Here is a 17,215-nt window from a genome sequence, read left to right as displayed (position 1 = left end):
GTAGACTAATTAGAATTACATGTATTTTACGTCGAAACAGCATTATGTTTGAAAAAAACCAAGGACAACAATATTCGACAAATTGGATTTTGTTATTGGCGTTACTGACATCATTAGGCCCACTTTCTATAGATATGTACTTACCCGCGTTGCCTCAAATGGCACAGGATTTTGGCGTAAGTACACAAATGGTTGCCAATACCTTACCTGCATATTTTTTAGGTTTAGCATTGGGGCAATTGGTTTATGGTCCGCTGAGCGACCGAATTGGACGTAAAGCACCACTGTATTTTGGGTTAATCCTTTATATTGTGGCTAGCCTATTATGTGTTTTTGCAACGAATGAGTGGAGTTTAATTGCAGCACGTATTTTACAAGCGGTTGGTGGCTGCGTTGGGGTGGTGATTGCTCGCGCTGCAATTCGTGATCGTTTAGATATGCAGGCTTCTGCTCAAGCTTTTGCAAGTATGATGATTGTGATGGGGATTGCACCGATTCTTGCACCTACTCTTGGTGCAATCGTACTTAAGTTTTTTTCTTGGCATGCCGTTTTTGTCTTTTTGACCTTAATGGGTGTGATCTGTTTATTGTGTGTACATTTTTTCTTTAAAGAAAGTTTAGCGCCTGAACGCCGTTTAAAGTTAAATATCAATCAAATTTTAAATTTATACGCAGTTATTTTTAAAGATCATAGTTTTAGATGGCCCATGCTTGCAGGCTGTTTCTCTGGTGGTATTTTGTTTTGCTATATCAGCTCATCAGCTTCAGTACTCATGGATGACTATGGCTTAAATCAACAACAATTCGCTTATGCTTTTGGTCTAAATGCTTTTGGCATCATGTTGTTATCGACACTTAATAAGAAACTTGCATATAAGTTTTCAGTACTGAGTCGTTTGAAAATGGGCGGTATGCTACAGCTTGTTGGTGCATCCGTCTTATTCATTACGGGTTTGTTTAGTCATAGTCCACTGTGGATTATCTTTATCGGCATGTTTTTGGCTGTTTCTGGCATAGGTTTTACTGGTCCGAATGCCATGGCTTTAGCAATGTCTGAGCAAGGTGCACGAGCAGGAACAGCCAGCGCTATTATGGGCAGTATGCAGTTTGCTTGCGGTTTACTCGGTGGGGTGATTTTAAATTTCCTTGCTTGGAATGCACTTTTGAATATGGGTATTCTGATGCTGATTTTTGTGGTGATTACACTGGTTGCGATTACGAAATTAAAACCACCTGTACAGCATCAAAGCACTCATCGCTAATATGTGAATAAATTTAAAAGAGACTTGCACAGAGGTAATGCTAGTCGGTTAAAAACTGGACTATTTTTTTATTTTAAATTCATGATGTTATTCGATACGCGGAAACGTCATCCGCAACTTGAGCAATAAATAAAGCACGGCTTTATTTTGCAGCGCAAGATGCCTTTCTTGCGAACTCAAAATATATTTTGAGGCTTTTCATTTGGGCTTATCCAAAGTAACAGATGAGCTCCCAGTATTTTATTTAAAAAAGCAAGACTCCGCCGTGAATGAATAAAAAAGAGACCTTCATGATAGGTCTCTTTTTTAGCTGAAATGAATTGAGTTATTGATCTAAGAAAACAGTAAATTCTTCAACTGCAATACGCGGGGTAATAAAAGTATTCACGATATCATCTGCATCGGCATAGCCTAAAGCAATGGTACACACCAATTCTTCATCCTCTGGTGCACCCAGTACATCCAGTACGATAGGATGAAAATGATTCCAAGCTGCTTGAGGACAGGTATCGAGACCACGTGCTTTTGCTGCGATCATGACATTTTGAATCATCATGGCAATATCCATTTTAGAACCAATGCCCATGGCTTTATTGACGGTAAAATACAAAGCAACGGGTGCATCGAATAATTGGTAATTGCGCAGTTGTTGACGCGCCATTTTTTCTTTTTCACCTTTTTGGATATTTAATAAACCATATAAACCCCAGCCATTTTCACGGCGACGATCAATGAATGGTGCAATCCAATTTTCTGGGTAATAAGCAAAGGTTTCTTGATATTGGTTTGCAAGTTCAGGCTGTGTAAACAGTTCGATTTGTGCTTTACAGACGCGATCCACCATTTCATCACGCTTTTTCCCAGTTACCACATAGACCTTCCAAGGTTGGGTGTTGGTTCCTGATGGCGCTCGGCTAGCTACGGCTAAAATATCTTTGATGATTTGAGCATCAACCGTTTGATTTAAAAAAGCGCGGACGGAATGGCGTGAGGTAATGGCATCATCTACATGGTGAACTTGTTGCAAATTCATGAAAATTCCTTTTTAAATGCCTTTTTTTAGTTGAACTGTACTATATACATTAGTCGAATATTTGTACGTAATACTTTATGTGAATAATAGCTAAGTTTAAGAATGTATTCATTATTTTGAAATAAGTATCTAAAAATAAGATAGTTTTTAAATTGTTGCTTGAGAAAATTGATTTTAATAAAGGATAGAACTTGATAGATTGATGCTTACATACGGTTTACATATATTGCACTGTATATAATATTTTAAATTTTTTCACAGTATTAATAGCAGAAAATGCAATGATTTTTGAAGTTTTTGACAAGGATGGATATTTGTTTTTCATTAATTTGTTGAGTCTTTAGGGGTCATTAATGCACGGACGCGAGATAGTTAAATTGGAGATTAGAATGAGTCGCTTACTCAACGGTAAATTTATGGCTAAAAGCCTAGTATTGGCAGTGACAGCTGTAATGGTAGGTACAGCGCATGCTGGTAAAGCTGAGCAAGAACAAATTCAACAATTACGTAATGAAGTTGAAGCATTAAAATCTTTAATTCAACAACAACATCAAGTTCAACAACAGCAGCAAACTCAAATTGAGCAAGTAAAAGCTCAGCCTGTACAACTTGCAGCACCTGTAGCTAAACCTGAATTGCCGTTAACAGGATTTAAAACTAAAGCTGGCGCAAGTGTAAACTTATATGGTTTTGTTCGTGGTGATGCGAACTATATTATTGAAGGTGCGGATAACGACTTTAACGCTGTTCACACAAGTGACGGAAAAACTTCAGATAAATTACGCGCTACCGGAAAAACGACACGTTTAGGTCTAGATTTCAGTACACCTGTTGAAAGTGGAAAAGTCGGTGGTAAGGTTGAAGTCGACTTTGCTGGAACCAATGATGCACTTCGTATTCGTCATGCTTATTTAACTTATAACGATTGGTTATTTGGTCAAACAACGTCGAACTTCTTGTCGAATCATGCGCCTGAAATGATTGATTTTGGTACGAACGTGGGCGGTGGTACAGCACGTGTTCCTCAAGTTCGTTATGGTCTGAAACTTGCGCCTGCAACTCAATTATTTATTTCAGCTGAAGAAGGCGATAGCTCAGGTACAGGAATCAAATATAGTTTACCGAATTTGACTGCAAAATTAACCCAAGGCTTTGCTGAAGGTAAAGGTTCTGTTTCTGCACGTGCATTGGTTGAAAATTATAAATCGACTGCTGCTGATGATAATGAAACTGGCTGGGGTATTGCAGCAGGTGTGAACTATCAAGTATCTGCACCATTAAAAATCTCTGCTGATGCCTCTCATGTCGTGGGTAATAGCAACTATTTATACGGCAGTAATTCCGCGTATGTTGTGAATACAACGAATAACAGTATTGAACAAAATGAATTTAATGCGGTTCAAGTGGGTGCGACCTATAAGTTTTCGCCTAAATTACGTTCTACTTTAGCATATGGTGCAAGTTTTGCTGCCGATGATACTGATTATGCAATGCTCAATACCACGGCTAATGAAAAAGTTCAACAAGCATGGATTAACTTTATCTATACACCAGTTGCGCCAATTGACTTAGGTGTTGAATATATCAATGGTAAGCGTGATACATTTGCTGGAGCGTCATATAAAGACAACCGTGTAGGTTTAATGGCTAAATATAGCTTCTAATTTAAAAAGTTTAGACAGAGTGAAAGAGGCGATTTATTCGCCTCTTTTTAATGTGTAGTACAAATATCTCAATATTTTTTATGAAAAAATATAGAATTTTGAAAATAGTATAAAAAAATATAATTTACAGTAAAAGATAAAATTGTAAAAAACTAAAGACATTAATAGCTAAATCTGCATAATGTATGCTCTTTTTGAACATTGCTTACAGTAATACCTTTATTATTTTGAGTGATGTATGTTTATTTTCGCATACCCAGCGTAAATAAACATGACCAGGACTAGAAGCTTTAAATGAGATAATCTCTCATGAGTCGGTCGGTTAGTTGGCGTCAAATGAAATGATTCTTTCATTTGAAAGCTGGAACATAGTAACTCGTATTGTCTCTTTTAATGATTTTTCACCATGATGGTAGAAATCATCTCCCTGTCCCGTGGTTTCATCAAAAATGAATTTTTGTTCTTATTCCTTTTTGTTGTACAGCTTTCATTACGGTTTGGTATTTACCAAATGATTCTTGAAGTTTCATTTCTTTCAAGTGTTAATTAAGGCTATAGAACAAAAAGAATCCAACTATTTTATGGACAATAATGATGGAATTTACTTTTAATGCCTTTTATACGCTCATTGCAGCGGTAATCGTCCTTTTATTAGGACGTTTTCTTGTCAATAAAATTGATTTTTTAAAGCGCTATAATATCCCTGAACCCGTTGCTGGTGGTTTGGTTGCAGCTATTGCGTTATTGTTAATTCACAGTGTATGGGGTTTGAGTATCTCGACAAGTCGTGAGTTACAAACCAGCTTTATGCTTATTTTCTTTGCCTCTATTGGTTTAAGTGCCAACTTTGCCAAGTTAAAAGAAGGTGGGCTTGGACTGGTTGTTTTCTTAGTTTGTGTTGCTTCATTTATTATCGTACAAAATTTTGTTGGTATTGGTTTAGCAACTTTATTAGGTATTGATCCTTTAATTGGTCTAATTGCTGGTTCAATTACGCTAACGGGTGGTCATGGTACAGCTGGTGCTTGGGGTGAGATTTTAGAAGTACAGCATGGTATTCAGGGCGCATTAGCCTTGGGTATGGCAAGCGCAACTTTCGGTTTAATTATTGGCGGTATCATTGGTGGGCCTTTAGCCAAAATGTTGATTAATCGTCATCAGTTGGCTATTTCTCGTACCAATAAACAAATTGAAGATCGTGACTCAACGCTTAATGCTGATACAGATTCGGATGAGTTTACACAATTTGAATATCCGCATCAGGTTCGTTTAATTACGGCTGATAATGCGATTACCACATTGGGTATGTTCGCTGCATGTTTAGCATTTGCTGAGTTAATGACTGGATTTAGTAAAGGTACATGGTTTGAGCTACCAACTTTTGTGTGGACTTTGGCAGGTGGTGTAATTCTACGAAATGTCCTTGAAGGGGTATTTAAAGTTGGAATTTTTGACCGTGCAATTGACGTATTTGGTAATGCATCGTTATCACTTTATTTGGCAATGGCTTTACTTTCATTAAAATTATGGCAATTGGCTGATTTAGCTGGTCCATTGGTGATTATTTTAGGTGCACAAACACTGACGATGGCACTTTATGCGGCATTTGTGACTTTCCGTGTGATGGGCAAAGATTATGATGCTGCTGTACTTTCAGCAGGACATTGTGGCTTTGGTATGGGTGCAACACCGACGGCTGTAGCCAATATGCAGGCTATTACCAACATGTATGGTCCATCGCATAAAGCTTTCTTGATCGTTCCATTATGTGGTGCATTCTTTGTAGATTTAATTAATGCGACAGTCATTCAGCTTATTCTTAAGTTTTTTGCATAAGTTTTGATACTGCTATGAAAAGCCTGTTCTCAGGCTTTTTTTATGCCTATTTTTCTAATCTAAAAAGTTAGGAAAGTAGTATGATAATAAAGAGGTGAAATGGGCAAATTCATTCGGGTTGGTCTTATACAGACTAATCTTTTTGGATTACAGTTTAACGAAATACTACAGTGTGAAAAATGGATCGTTTCTACACTATACAACTTTTAAAAGCTAAGCTTATTTATCATTAGGTGATTCATGATCAAGATCAAATCTGGTTTTATGGCTTTCGCAGTATTAAGTGTTGTGGGCTGCCAGACTATGCCGCAGTCCAAGATTACTGTGGGCTCTACAGGCTTATCTGAATCGCCGAGTGTTGACGCTCAAGTCCGTGCAGATCGGATAAATTTCAAAAAATTAAAACAACAACAAAATCGTCCCATCATTGCCTTGGTACTTGGCAGTGGTGGTGCGCGTGGTTATGCACATATAGGTGTGATTAAAGTTTTGGAACAACAAGGTATTCGTCCTGACTTTATTGTGGGTACGAGTGCTGGAAGTATTGTCGGTTCAATTTATGCAAGTGGTAAAACAGCTGATGAATTACGTGACATTGCGCTGAATATGAAAGCTAATGATGTGCGTGATATTAAACTGGATATGAAAGGCTTTTTTGATGGCAAAAAAGTTGAAGATTATGTCAATCAACAAGTGAATAATACGCCTTTAGAGTTACTTAAAACGCCAATGTATGTGGTGGCGACAGGATTAAAAGAAGGCAAAAAAGTGGTATTTAATTATGGTAACACTGGGCAAGCCGTACGTGCATCAGTGTCTATACCCAGTATGTTTGTTCCCACTAAAATTGGTAAAGATGAATATGTCGATGGAGGCTTAGTCAGTCCTGTACCTGTCGCTGTTGCCCGTGATTTAGGCGCAGATATTATTATTGCAGTTGATATTTTAGCTCAACCAATGCATACCGAAACCAGTAATGTTTGGGGAATGTTCAATCAAAATATTAATATTATGCAGAATCATTTAGCCAAAGAAGAGCTTAAACATGCAGATATCGTGATTCAGCCTGATTTAAGAGAGAAGGGGCATATTTTTGATGTTAAAGGTCGTGAAATGACCATACAAGCTGGCATTGATGCAGCACAAAATCGATTACAGCAAATTTCAGCGGTATTTAATCAAAAACAAAATCCACAACAGCAGCTTCAGAAATTTAGTGTATATGATTAATTCAGCCTGATCATTGTCATTGTAATGATGAAGGTAGAGTTAGTAAGTGTAAAATGAGTTTTTGAGTTGAGCTTTATTATTCCAATGATTCCAAATACTACAGATGGTATATAGATTGAAATACAGTTAGATGAATAGACTCTCATTATTTAGTTTTATTCTAATAATTCGATATATTATAAAGTGTATGTAAATCAAATTTCATTCATGTTTAATCCGTAAAATACTGAATGTAATAATGATTCACTGAGAATTTTTTTAATTCATCGGTGGCTATTTTTTGTAATAACTTTTTTTGAGTATTTATTCTATAAATTGGAAATATATAAAAAACACATAATATACAATTGTTTATAATAAATAGGTATATGTTATTTGGAATGATGCTTTTTTAACTATAAATAATAATGATGGTTTTATTGTCAATTACGACGTTCAATTTCTTTGAAAAACGATATAATAATAGTTACATATACTATTGTCTGTTAAAGAGTCTAGAGAACGCGATGTCCCCATTAGATCAAATTGCTCCAGCATTAGATGACCAGGCTGAATTAACCATGTCAGTATTAATGACCCCTGATATGGCGAACTTTTCAGGTAATGTTCATGGTGGAACAATTTTAAAATTGTTGGATCAAGTTGCCTATGCATGTGCTAGCCGTTATTCAGGCAGCTATGTAGTGACTTTGTCAGTCGATAAAGTAAATTTTAAAGAACCGATTCATGTTGGTGAGTTAGTTACTTTTCTTGCTAGCGTAAACCATGTGGGTCGTACTTCAATGGAAATCGGGATTCGTGTAGAAGCACAGAACATTCAAAAACGTACGATGCGCCATACCAATAGTTGCTATTTCACCATGGTTGCTGTCGATGAAAATGGTAAGCCACAACAAATTCCTGCATTAAATTTAGACAATGACTGGAAACGTTGCCGTTTTGAAGCTGCTGAACATCGTAAAGTAGCACGTCTACAAGAAAGCCATCATCCATCATGTAGTATTTATAAAAAAACTTCATAATGCTAAGCATTATAGATTGAATAAATAGACTGCTTTTAAGCGGTCTTTTTTTTGATTCAAAAAATGAGATTTACGCTATACAGGCACAATAAATCAGCATAATATAAAACGATACGTATCGTTTCTATTTGGTAGCATAATGACTGAAGCGGAAAAAACTTCACGGCGTAAGCAATGTATTTTAAATGCAGTTTCTGAGGCATTAGCAGAACATGATTACAGCCATTTAACTGTAGAAGATATTGCTGCACGTGCAGGGGTGGGTAAATCCACGATCTATCGTTGGTGGAAGCATAAGTCCGATTTAGTCTTAGATGCATTTAAAGAACAAACTGCACCTGTATTTGAATTAGATTTTCAACAAAGTTTGGCATTTAATTTTAATCAGCAACTCTTAAAGTTATCTCAAGCATTAAACCATCCTGTGGGGCGAGCCTTATTGGTGGTGATGGCGGAACATCGTGAAGCTGCGGGTGAATTCTTTAAACAGTATTTATTACCACGCCGTGAGCAAATGCGTAAGTTGATTCAAATCGCCATTCAGCGTCATGAAATTATTGCTGAATATCCTTTTGAACTCATGCTGGATACGCTTTATGGTCCAATCCATTATCAAATTATTTTCTTCAATCGAATACCAGATCAAACCTACATTGAACATCTGGTCAGTTTAGTCATGCAACCCATTCTTGTTCAAAACTCGCCATAGCTATGCAGTAAGTTGGTCATTATGATTACGACAGCCACTGAGCGTTTATGGAATCGCTCTTTTATATTGTGTCTTTTTAATAATTTGTTTTTATTTACTTATTATTATGCGCTACTGACCATATTACCGATTTATATCATGAAAAATTTAGGTGGAACGGTAAAAGAAGCGGGTTTGGCATTGACCTTATTTTTGGTATCTTCAATTGCAGTCCGCCCATTTTCTGGACTAATTGTTGAAAAATTAGGAAAAAAAATAGCGTTTCGTGGTTCTGGGTTTTTATTTGTACTTTTTGCTTTCAGCTATCTATTTGCCGATAGTCTATGGGCTTTATTGGTGGTTCGTTTTATTCATGGTATTTGGTTTAGTGTTTTGACGACAGTCACAGTGCCTATTGCCAATGATTTTATTCCTGATCATCGTAAAGGTGAAGGTATGGGATATTTCGTGATGTCGACCAACCTTGCAGTGGTGTTTGGTCCATTGCTGGCATTAATGGTTATTCAATTCACTGATTTTAAAAATCTATTTTTAATTTTAGCCAGTGTGGTTTGTCTGGGCTTTGTGTTTTGTCTTATGCTTCCTATAGCAGAAAATCAGATTGATTCAAGCGATGATGACAAAAGAGTAGGAAAGCGTCTAGGTTTGCATGACATTATTGAAATGCGTGCAGTACCTATTGGTTTTGTTGCTTTGCTCACTGCATTTGCTTACTCCAGTATTATGAGTTTTATTACTGCATATAGTGAAGCTGAAAATTTACTTGCCTATACCAGTCTATTTTTTATTGTCTTTGCTATTTCGATGATTATTGTACGTCCTTGGGTGGGTAAAATTTACGATCGTAAAGGTGCAAGTGCAGTTATTTATCCGTCCTTTATTTTCTTTGCGATGGGTTTAGTAGTGGTCAGTTTTATTGCTAATCAATGGATACTTTGGCTCTCTGCTATATTTATTGGCATTGGTTATGGTTCATTATTTCCCTGTTTTCAAACAGTGGCTATTCAGTCGGTGCCTAAACAGCGCATGGGACATGCAATTTCGACCTTCTTCACCTTATTTGATTTAGGCATGGCGATGGGGTCGGTGATCCTTGGTTTGATCATTGCCTACTATGGTTATCAAACGACTTATCTATTCTGTGCTGTTATTACTGTGGCAACGTTATTTGTCTATAAATACACAGTTTCAGCAACACTTAAACAACTCAAATAAAGAGGTAAAACCGTGGAATTACGTCATTTACGCTATTTTGTTGCAGTGGCAGAAGAGCTGAATTTTACTAAAGCGGCACAACGTATGTGCACGGTACAACCTTCCTTAAGCCAGCAAATTAAAGACCTTGAACAAGAAGTGGGTGTGCAATTGCTGATTCGATCGAATCGCAAAGTCGAACTGACCGAAGAAGGTAAAGCATTTTTAAAAGAAGCATTGCTAAGTTTAGAGCATGCTGAAAAAGCCATTCAAGATGCACGGAAAATTGCCAATTTAAACAAAGACCAACTCAATATTGGTTTTGTTCCCGTGGCTGAAATGAAAATTTTCCCTTATATCATGCCGAATATTCGGGCACATTTTCCTGAAATTAAAATTAATTTTCATAGTTTGACGGATGCAAATCAATTTAAAGCATTAAAAAAAGGCGATATTGATATCGCTTTTACGCGCTATGTTGATGAGTCAAGTGAACTTGAGCATGTACAAATTTTTAGTGAGCCTTTGGCTTTAATTGTTCCTAAAGATTCCGCCATTGCCGCACAGCGTCATGTGAGTATTAAGAGCTTTAATCATCAGGATTTTATTATTAGTGATGAAGTTGCATCACCACAACTGTATAAAATTATTACAGATTTCTTTAAGCAGTCCAAACTGAATGTAAATGTGGTGCAACAATCGACCAATATTCTATTGAATGTAAACTTAGTGGGGATGGGCGTGGGGTGGAGCTTGGTGCCCGCCTATGTGATTCCATTATTAGGTGACAAAATTGTGGTGAAAAATACCATTGAGCCGTTACCGATGATTGACCTGCATGCAAGTTATCGTAAAGGTCAAAAAAATGAAGTCATTGAACTGATTTTAAAAATATTAAAAGAGCAGTTTTATATGGGCTTCTTTTAAAAATCGAAGCATTAAAATCCTAAATGTTGCGCGATGCTTTAAAAAATTAAAGGCATCATTGCACACATCACATAACAATAATGTACAAACTATTTTACCTCTCTATACTTAAAATCTAAAACAACAATATAGGCCTGACAAGAATGATGAAGCTTTATAACAATGCACAATCACGTGGCATGACTCTTTTCCCTTTGCTAAAAGAGCTGGGCATTGAAGACCAAATTGATCAAATTCAGATTGCTTATGAAGATATGCATAAAGCAGATTATTTGAAAATTAATCCTATGGGGAAAGTGCCTTGTTTGGTCGATCAAGGTATCGTGATTTCTGAAACGGCTGCAATATTTACCTATCTGGCAGATAAATATATTGAAAAGGGTTTGGCACCAGCATTGGATGATCCAAAGCGTGGAGCCTATTTGAGATGGATGTTTTTTTGTCATGGTCCTTTGACTGAGTATATGGATTTCAAAAGTTTTCATATTTCGAATGAACAGATTGAAGCGAAAAGAAGCAGTTTGACTTTTGGTAATGAAGATAGTGTCTTTTTATTTCTAAAAAATGGTATGCAACAAGCGAATCCATATTTGTTGGGGGAAAAAATTTCAGCAGCAGATTTATATTTGGCTTATTGGCTAGTTTTTGCAATTGCCTTCAAAATTTTACCTTATCTGGACGAGTTCAAACCTTTTATTGAATTGATTGAACAGCGTGATTCGATGAAAGGTGTAATTTGGTTTCAGAAATTAAATAGCTAATTTTTTTCTATGTGATTCATTTAATCATCAAGATGAAATAAAGAGACCACGCGAAAGCGCGGTCAGATCTCTGAATATAATCCAGTTTATGGATTATTTTACATGTAATTTTTTGAACAATTGTTGGCTGATCTGATCTAAAGTTTGTGGAATCGCAAGCGCTGCTACAAAACGGTCAGGACGTAAAATAACAACAGATTCAGATGTTTTACCAAACCATGTACGAATATCAGTACCAATATCGCCTAAAGTAATCACGCCTTCAAACTTTTTACGGTTTTCATTGCCAAATTGAACTTCAGGAATAATTTGAATGAATTTAACCCCTAAATTTTTCCACACTTGCATATTGGTATCATTAATTCCCCATTGAGGGTCGACACCCCAAGCGATAATTGCAAAGTCATTGCCAATGATGTCATCAAGTAAAACTTTTTCACCAGACTCAAGTTTTACATGTGGCTGGATGAACATTTTACCAATAGGCGATTCTTTTTTACCATCTGCCAGCAATGCGCCATCGTTATATTTAGGCATAGGTTTAAAACGCATTTCAAGCAAATATTGCTTAATCGGTTTGATGTAATTCAGTGCATAAGCAATACCATCACGGACAAAACCTTGCCATTTTTTAGGTGGTGCAAGTACGTGACCTGCCATTACAGAAAGATCAATCATCGCTTTGGCATGGTCTTTACGTTCAACTTGGTATGAATCCAATAAATCAGGAGTTGCTTTACCTTGTACCACCAGCGCAACTTTCCACGCTAAGTTAAAGGCATCTCGCATACCACTATTATAACCTTGACCTTGCCATACAGGCATAATGTGTGCAGCATCACCGGCCAGTAAAATACGGTCTACGCGGAACTTATCGGCAATACGTGCATTGTGGGTATAGACACGTTGACGAATCACTTCAATGTTTTCAGCATTTGGTAAAACTTTAGACAATAATTTTGCAATATTTTCTGGTTTGCTGAGCTCTTCTTGTGTTTCACCTGGCATGACCATAAATTCGAAACGACGAATACCGTGTGGTAAAGCCGCAGATACATATGGACGTACAGGGTCACAACAAAGGTAAATATGTGGTGTTGCTAAAGGATCATTTTCAATATCAATGACGATCCATTGGTTTGGTGCAGTTTTACCATCAAAAGCAATATTTAAGTTACGACGTACAATGGAGTTACCACCATCACAGGCAATTAAATATTGGGCATGAATAGTCTCTTCTTTTTGATTTTTGTCTTGAAGTTTTAGTGTTACGCCATTTGCATTTTGGCTAAATTCATTAAGCTGACGTGAAAATAATACATTAGTTGTTTCGTATTGTTTTAAACCTTGTAGTAAAACATTGTCGACTTGAGGCTGAATAAAGGCATTACGACGTGAGAAACCAAATTCACGAGTAAGCGGCTGAATATCTGCGAAACAGCGACCTTTAGGGGTTAAGAAACGCATTGCATGGTTTGGTGTGGTATGTGGTAATACTTGATCCACTAAACCGAGGGATTGAATAGTACGTAAAGATTCATCATCAATGCCAATCGCGCGTGGGTAGTCAATTAAACTATCCAACTGCTCAATAATAGTGACTTGTATACCTTGCTTGCTTAAATAATTCGCAATCGTTAAACCAACAGGACCTGCGCCCAAGATAGCCACTTCAGTGGTGTAATTCGTTTTGTTTGTGCTCACAGCGAATATCCATTCGATTCACGATAATGCTATTAACGATGAATTTGAGGGGCTAAACAAGCTATGCCATAGTAGATAGATTGCTTAAAAAGGAAACATCTAAAAGACTATGTAATATATTAATATATTGAAAAATATAAAATAATTTTAAATTTAACCATACGTTTTTTTAAATAAGTAATCATTTTTTTCTATTATAAATGAAGAATTACTCAAAAATAAAAAGCTGAATTATTAGAATAATTCAGCTTTTTTACTCTTTCACTGGCTTATTTGAACAAGGTAGAGTTAATAAGCGAGCGATTGGATTTAAATATTATTGAGCAGGTTTAGCAGGTGCTTCTTCAACAGCCACTTCCGATGCAGGATTAGCCGATGTTGGGTTGGTTGCAGCACTTTCAGATGCTGCAATTTCAGGTTGTTCTTGAGTAGAAACAATTACTTTCTCTTCTTTGCTTTGTGTATCCGAACTTGTAGCAAACGTTGTTGCAGCAGCAATGGTAAACGTTGAAGCAAGTAATAGTTGAGTTAATTTCATTTTAGGCATCCTTTATTCTTTAAAAAGTTATTAGCCCACATTTATCATCACATAAATATGAACAGGGCCCATGCTAAAGAGGCTAGGGTTGTAGAGCAATCAAAGCAACAAAGTGAAACAGAGCTATTAACGTGAAAAATACAAGTAAGTGCAACATGTTTATTTACTGTAAAAAATGCTGCATAAACTGAAGGAAAATTGTATGTAAATATTTCAATATCCTCATTTTAAAGCCTTGTTTTTTACTAAGAACAAACAAGCTAGCTTGATATCAGTGTTTTTAAATGGATTGCTTTTTATATTAAATGTAAAAAAATATTTCAAATTACGGTGAGATATTTCATATGCTTGGTCTTTTAATATAGTAAAAATAGCGTGTTGACACTGACTTTAATTTTTATATTTTATTGAGTTATCTTAATAAATTGAATAAGCATGTTGTGTGAACTTTTTAAATAGTGGGATTACATTGCCATCTCGCAAGGAAGAAATTAAAGTGGAACCATTCAGCAGATCCTAAGCGTAATTTGCGCTGATTACGACCTGAATTGATTTTCACTTTAGTCAAAAGCGAGTAAGTTTTGAAACTGATTTCTCCAACGAAGGCGGTAGCTACCCATATTATTTCTGGATTTTTAGGCGCTGGAAAAACCACTTTGCTTAAGCATTTGCTTAGCCAAAAGCCAGAAAATGAAGTCTGGGCAGTGTTGATGAATGAATTTGGGCAAATTGGTGTCGATCAGCAGATGTTGCCACAAACACAAGGCTATGAAGTCAAAGAACTTTTGGGGGGGTGTTTGTGTTGCAGTAGTCAATTACCAATGCAAATTGCTTTATCGCGACTATTGTCGGAAACAAAGCCAGACCGATTGTTTATTGAACCAACGGGTTTGGGACATCCTGCACAACTGTTGGAACAACTCACAGAACCACATTGGCAGCAAAGTATCGCGATGCATGCTTTAGTGACCGTGGTGGATGGTTCACGCTTACACGATACGCAATGGACTGAGCAAAATTTGTATGCAGACCAATTGAAAGCTGCACAAATTATAGTGGTTTCTCATGCAGATCGTATGGATTTTGCCGATGAGCAAGCCTTAGATATCTTACAGACAGAATATCAAGCGTATGCACAAACTTGGCTCAGGAGTGGGCAAGCGGATATTGCCCTTGCGCAAATTGATCAGCCTTATATCGGGACTGAACGTAAGATTCAACCTTTGTTGAAAATTCAAAAAACACTGCTTGTAGGACAAACTTTACCTGAGATTAAACAGGTGCCTTATCACTATGTCGAAACGACACAAGGGTACAGTGTGGCGGGTTGGAAATTACCTAAGCGTTGGCTCTTCGATTTTTATCCATTATTAGACTTACTGTGTGAGCAACAAAATTGGCTGCGAATTAAAGGTATTTTTCATACCAATCAGGGCTGGAAAACCTTTAATTTTAATCCGCAGCAATTTAATTATCAGTCTTCAGAAGAGGGGATTGATAACCGTATTGAAATTATTGTGCAAGATCAGCGAGATTGGCAACACTTTGAAGATCAATTATTTCAATGTCAGCTAAATGCCGATAATACGGATAAAACAACTCAGCAAATTTAGTCTAAATCTTATATGCTAAGCACCAAATTTGAGGACTTTTTTATGGCGCTTAAAGCAACGATTTATAAGGCTGATTTGAATATTGCCAATATGGATGATCATCAATATGCTGATTATCAGCTGACGATGGCTTTACATCCGTCAGAAACGATTGAGCGATTGATGGTACGTATTTTGGCATATGCTCGTTTTGCTGGTGAAGCTTTAGAATTTACCAAAGATTTATTTGAAACGAATGAACCTGCTTTGTGGGAAAAAGATTTAACAGGTCAATTGATAAAATGGATTGAAGTTGGTAGTCCAGATGAAGATAAAGTTAAAAAAGCCAGCGCGCGCTGTAAACAAGTTGCCGTAGTCACGTATGGCTCGGCTGTCGACGAGTGGTATAAGCGCAACAGTAAATTAAAAACTATGAGTAATGTACAGGTCTGGAAGTTATCCACTGCCACAACGGATGCTTTGCCGCAATTATGTGAACGCACCATGCAGTTACAATTAAATGTAATGGATGGCGAGTGGACGTTAATTGGTGATCAAGCACAAGTATTGGTTGAGTGGGAACAGTTACAGTAAATCATTTCAGGATGCAGGTTTAGGCTTGCATCCGTATAGCAAAATTGCGTATACCTTAAAAGAATAATTTAAAGCGGGTAGATCAATGGATTCTGATTTATATCATTTGCTGATTGCGCTTGGTATTGGTGCAATTATTGGTGCAGAACGCGAATATAGAAGCAAATCTGCGGGATTAAGGACCATGATTATGGTCAGTTTAAGCTCGTGTTTGTTTACTATTTTGTCGTTAAAAATTGGTGTGGAAAATCCTGATCGCTTAGCAGCCAATATCTTAACAGGGCTGGGTTTTCTGGGTGCAGGCGTAATTTTTAAAGATGAAAATCGTATTTCGGGGATCACCACGGCAACCACTATTTGGATGACGGCTGCACTGGGTATGGCTGTGGGTGCTGGCTACGAACTTTTAAGTTTGTTTGGCACGCTGATTGTGCTGATCGTTTTAATTTTTTTAGTTTATGTGCAAGAGCAGATTGAGTCACTTAACCAAGCACGAACTTATCGAATTGTTTGCGAATTTCAACAAAAAACTTTAGATAAATATGAAAATCTATTCAAAACCTATGAAATGAAGGTTGTACGCAGCGTGCAGCATAAAACAGAACATAAAATTAGAGGACGCTGGATTTTAATTGGTTCAGCTGAAAATCATAAAAAATTGACGGCTTATTTACTCAATGATCCCAATATTCAAGAACTCAGTTTTTAAATGTTGCAACATTCAAATTGCAAGGAATTTGATAATCCAGTTTATACTATGGACTGAAAACACAGCTGTAGGTTTGGTAAATGACAATGTCGAATGAATTAGAAATTATTGATTTGAAAGTGGGTGAAGGGAAGGAAGCGGTCAAAGGCGCACTGATTACCACTCATTACACAGGTTGGTTAGAAGATGGAACCAAGTTTGACTCATCTGTTGACCGTGGTAATTACTTTGAAACAGTGATTGGAACGGGCCGTGTGATTAAAGGTTGGGATCAAGGTATTATGGGGATGAAAGTGGGTGGTAAACGTAAATTACTCGTTCCAGCACATTTGGCTTATGGTGAACGTAAAATGGGTAAAGTGATTCCTGCTAACTCAAACCTTATTTTTGAAATTGAATTATTTGACGTAAAAACACGTGATTAAGAGCATTGCATGCTT

At 36.8% G+C, this 17,215-nt stretch carries 16 protein-coding genes; 13 read left to right on the top strand and 3 right to left on the bottom strand.

The window, feature by feature from the left end; all coding sequences use genetic code 11:
* Positions 1–44 precede the first annotated feature (44 nt).
* Positions 45–1,262 (top strand): multidrug effflux MFS transporter, encoded by a 1,218-nt coding sequence (locus B9T25_RS01580; protein WP_086186741.1) that lies wholly within the window; start codon positions 45–47, stop codon positions 1,260–1,262.
* Between the two features lie 325 nt (positions 1,263–1,587).
* Here B9T25_RS01580 and B9T25_RS01575 read toward each other — a convergent pair whose 3' ends face one another.
* On the bottom strand, positions 1,588–2,295 hold the full coding sequence (locus B9T25_RS01575; RefSeq protein ID WP_086186740.1) for a nitroreductase: 708 nt from the start codon (positions 2,293–2,295) through the stop codon (positions 1,588–1,590).
* 389 nt (positions 2,296–2,684) lie between these two features.
* Here B9T25_RS01575 and B9T25_RS01570 point away from each other — a divergent pair, with 389 nt between their 5' ends.
* The 8 genes from B9T25_RS01570 (at position 2,685) to B9T25_RS01535 (ending at position 11,638) form a co-directional block, all read left to right on the top strand.
* On the top strand, positions 2,685–3,959 hold the full coding sequence (locus tag B9T25_RS01570; RefSeq protein ID WP_086186739.1) for a DcaP family trimeric outer membrane transporter: 1,275 nt from the start codon (positions 2,685–2,687) through the stop codon (positions 3,957–3,959).
* Positions 3,960–4,553: 594 nt separating this feature from the next.
* On the top strand, positions 4,554–5,795 hold the full coding sequence (gene gltS / locus B9T25_RS01565) for a sodium/glutamate symporter (protein ID WP_086186738.1): 1,242 nt from the start codon (positions 4,554–4,556) through the stop codon (positions 5,793–5,795).
* 240 nt (positions 5,796–6,035) lie between these two features.
* Positions 6,036–7,025, top strand: a complete 990-nt coding sequence (locus B9T25_RS01560; RefSeq protein ID WP_086186737.1) for a patatin-like phospholipase family protein — start codon at positions 6,036–6,038, stop codon at positions 7,023–7,025.
* A 506-nt stretch (positions 7,026–7,531) separates the two neighbouring features.
* Positions 7,532–8,047 carry an acyl-CoA thioesterase gene (locus tag B9T25_RS01555; RefSeq protein WP_086186736.1) on the top strand — a complete coding sequence of 172 codons (516 nt, stop codon included), beginning with the start codon at positions 7,532–7,534 and terminating at the stop codon, positions 8,045–8,047.
* A 139-nt stretch (positions 8,048–8,186) separates the two neighbouring features.
* Complete coding sequence (locus B9T25_RS01550; RefSeq protein WP_086186735.1) at positions 8,187–8,756, top strand: TetR/AcrR family transcriptional regulator; 570 nt, start codon at positions 8,187–8,189, stop codon at positions 8,754–8,756.
* 21 nt (positions 8,757–8,777) lie between these two features.
* Positions 8,778–9,971: an MFS transporter gene (locus B9T25_RS01545; RefSeq protein WP_086186734.1), complete on the top strand. Its 1,194-nt coding sequence runs from the start codon at positions 8,778–8,780 to the stop codon at positions 9,969–9,971.
* Between the two features lie 12 nt (positions 9,972–9,983).
* On the top strand, positions 9,984–10,877 hold the full coding sequence (locus B9T25_RS01540; protein WP_086186733.1) for a LysR substrate-binding domain-containing protein: 894 nt from the start codon (positions 9,984–9,986) through the stop codon (positions 10,875–10,877).
* 146 nt (positions 10,878–11,023) lie between these two features.
* Complete coding sequence (locus B9T25_RS01535; protein ID WP_086187021.1) at positions 11,024–11,638, top strand: glutathione S-transferase family protein; 615 nt, start codon at positions 11,024–11,026, stop codon at positions 11,636–11,638.
* Between the two features lie 93 nt (positions 11,639–11,731).
* On the opposite strand, the gene B9T25_RS01530 is transcribed toward B9T25_RS01535, so the two are convergent.
* Positions 11,732–13,342, bottom strand: a complete 1,611-nt coding sequence (locus B9T25_RS01530) for a bifunctional 3-(3-hydroxy-phenyl)propionate/3-hydroxycinnamic acid hydroxylase (RefSeq protein ID WP_086186732.1) — start codon at positions 13,340–13,342, stop codon at positions 11,732–11,734.
* 316 nt (positions 13,343–13,658) lie between these two features.
* On the bottom strand, positions 13,659–13,880 hold the full coding sequence (locus tag B9T25_RS01525; protein WP_086186731.1) for a hypothetical protein: 222 nt from the start codon (positions 13,878–13,880) through the stop codon (positions 13,659–13,661).
* A 581-nt stretch (positions 13,881–14,461) separates the two neighbouring features.
* Here B9T25_RS01525 and B9T25_RS01520 point away from each other — a divergent pair.
* The 4 genes from B9T25_RS01520 (at position 14,462) to B9T25_RS01505 (ending at position 17,200) form a co-directional block, all read left to right on the top strand.
* Positions 14,462–15,493 carry a CobW family GTP-binding protein gene (locus B9T25_RS01520; protein ID WP_086186730.1) on the top strand — a complete coding sequence of 344 codons (1,032 nt, stop codon included), beginning with the start codon at positions 14,462–14,464 and terminating at the stop codon, positions 15,491–15,493.
* Between the two features lie 42 nt (positions 15,494–15,535).
* Positions 15,536–16,066, top strand: coding sequence for a YaeQ family protein (locus tag B9T25_RS01515; protein WP_086186729.1), 531 nt, complete (start codon positions 15,536–15,538; stop codon positions 16,064–16,066).
* Between the two features lie 85 nt (positions 16,067–16,151).
* Entirely contained in the window at positions 16,152–16,775 is a 624-nt protein-coding gene (locus B9T25_RS01510) for an MgtC/SapB family protein (RefSeq protein ID WP_086186728.1), read from the top strand.
* Positions 16,776–16,861: 86 nt separating this feature from the next.
* Complete coding sequence (locus B9T25_RS01505; protein ID WP_034696431.1) at positions 16,862–17,200, top strand: FKBP-type peptidyl-prolyl cis-trans isomerase; 339 nt, start codon at positions 16,862–16,864, stop codon at positions 17,198–17,200.
* Positions 17,201–17,215 lie beyond the last annotated feature (15 nt).

The organism is Acinetobacter sp. ANC 4470, assembly GCF_002135335.1.
GTDB lineage: Bacteria > Pseudomonadota > Gammaproteobacteria > Pseudomonadales > Moraxellaceae > Acinetobacter.
Note: the sequence above shows the minus strand (reverse complement) of the source record. Positions and strands in the feature narration are given on the sequence as shown.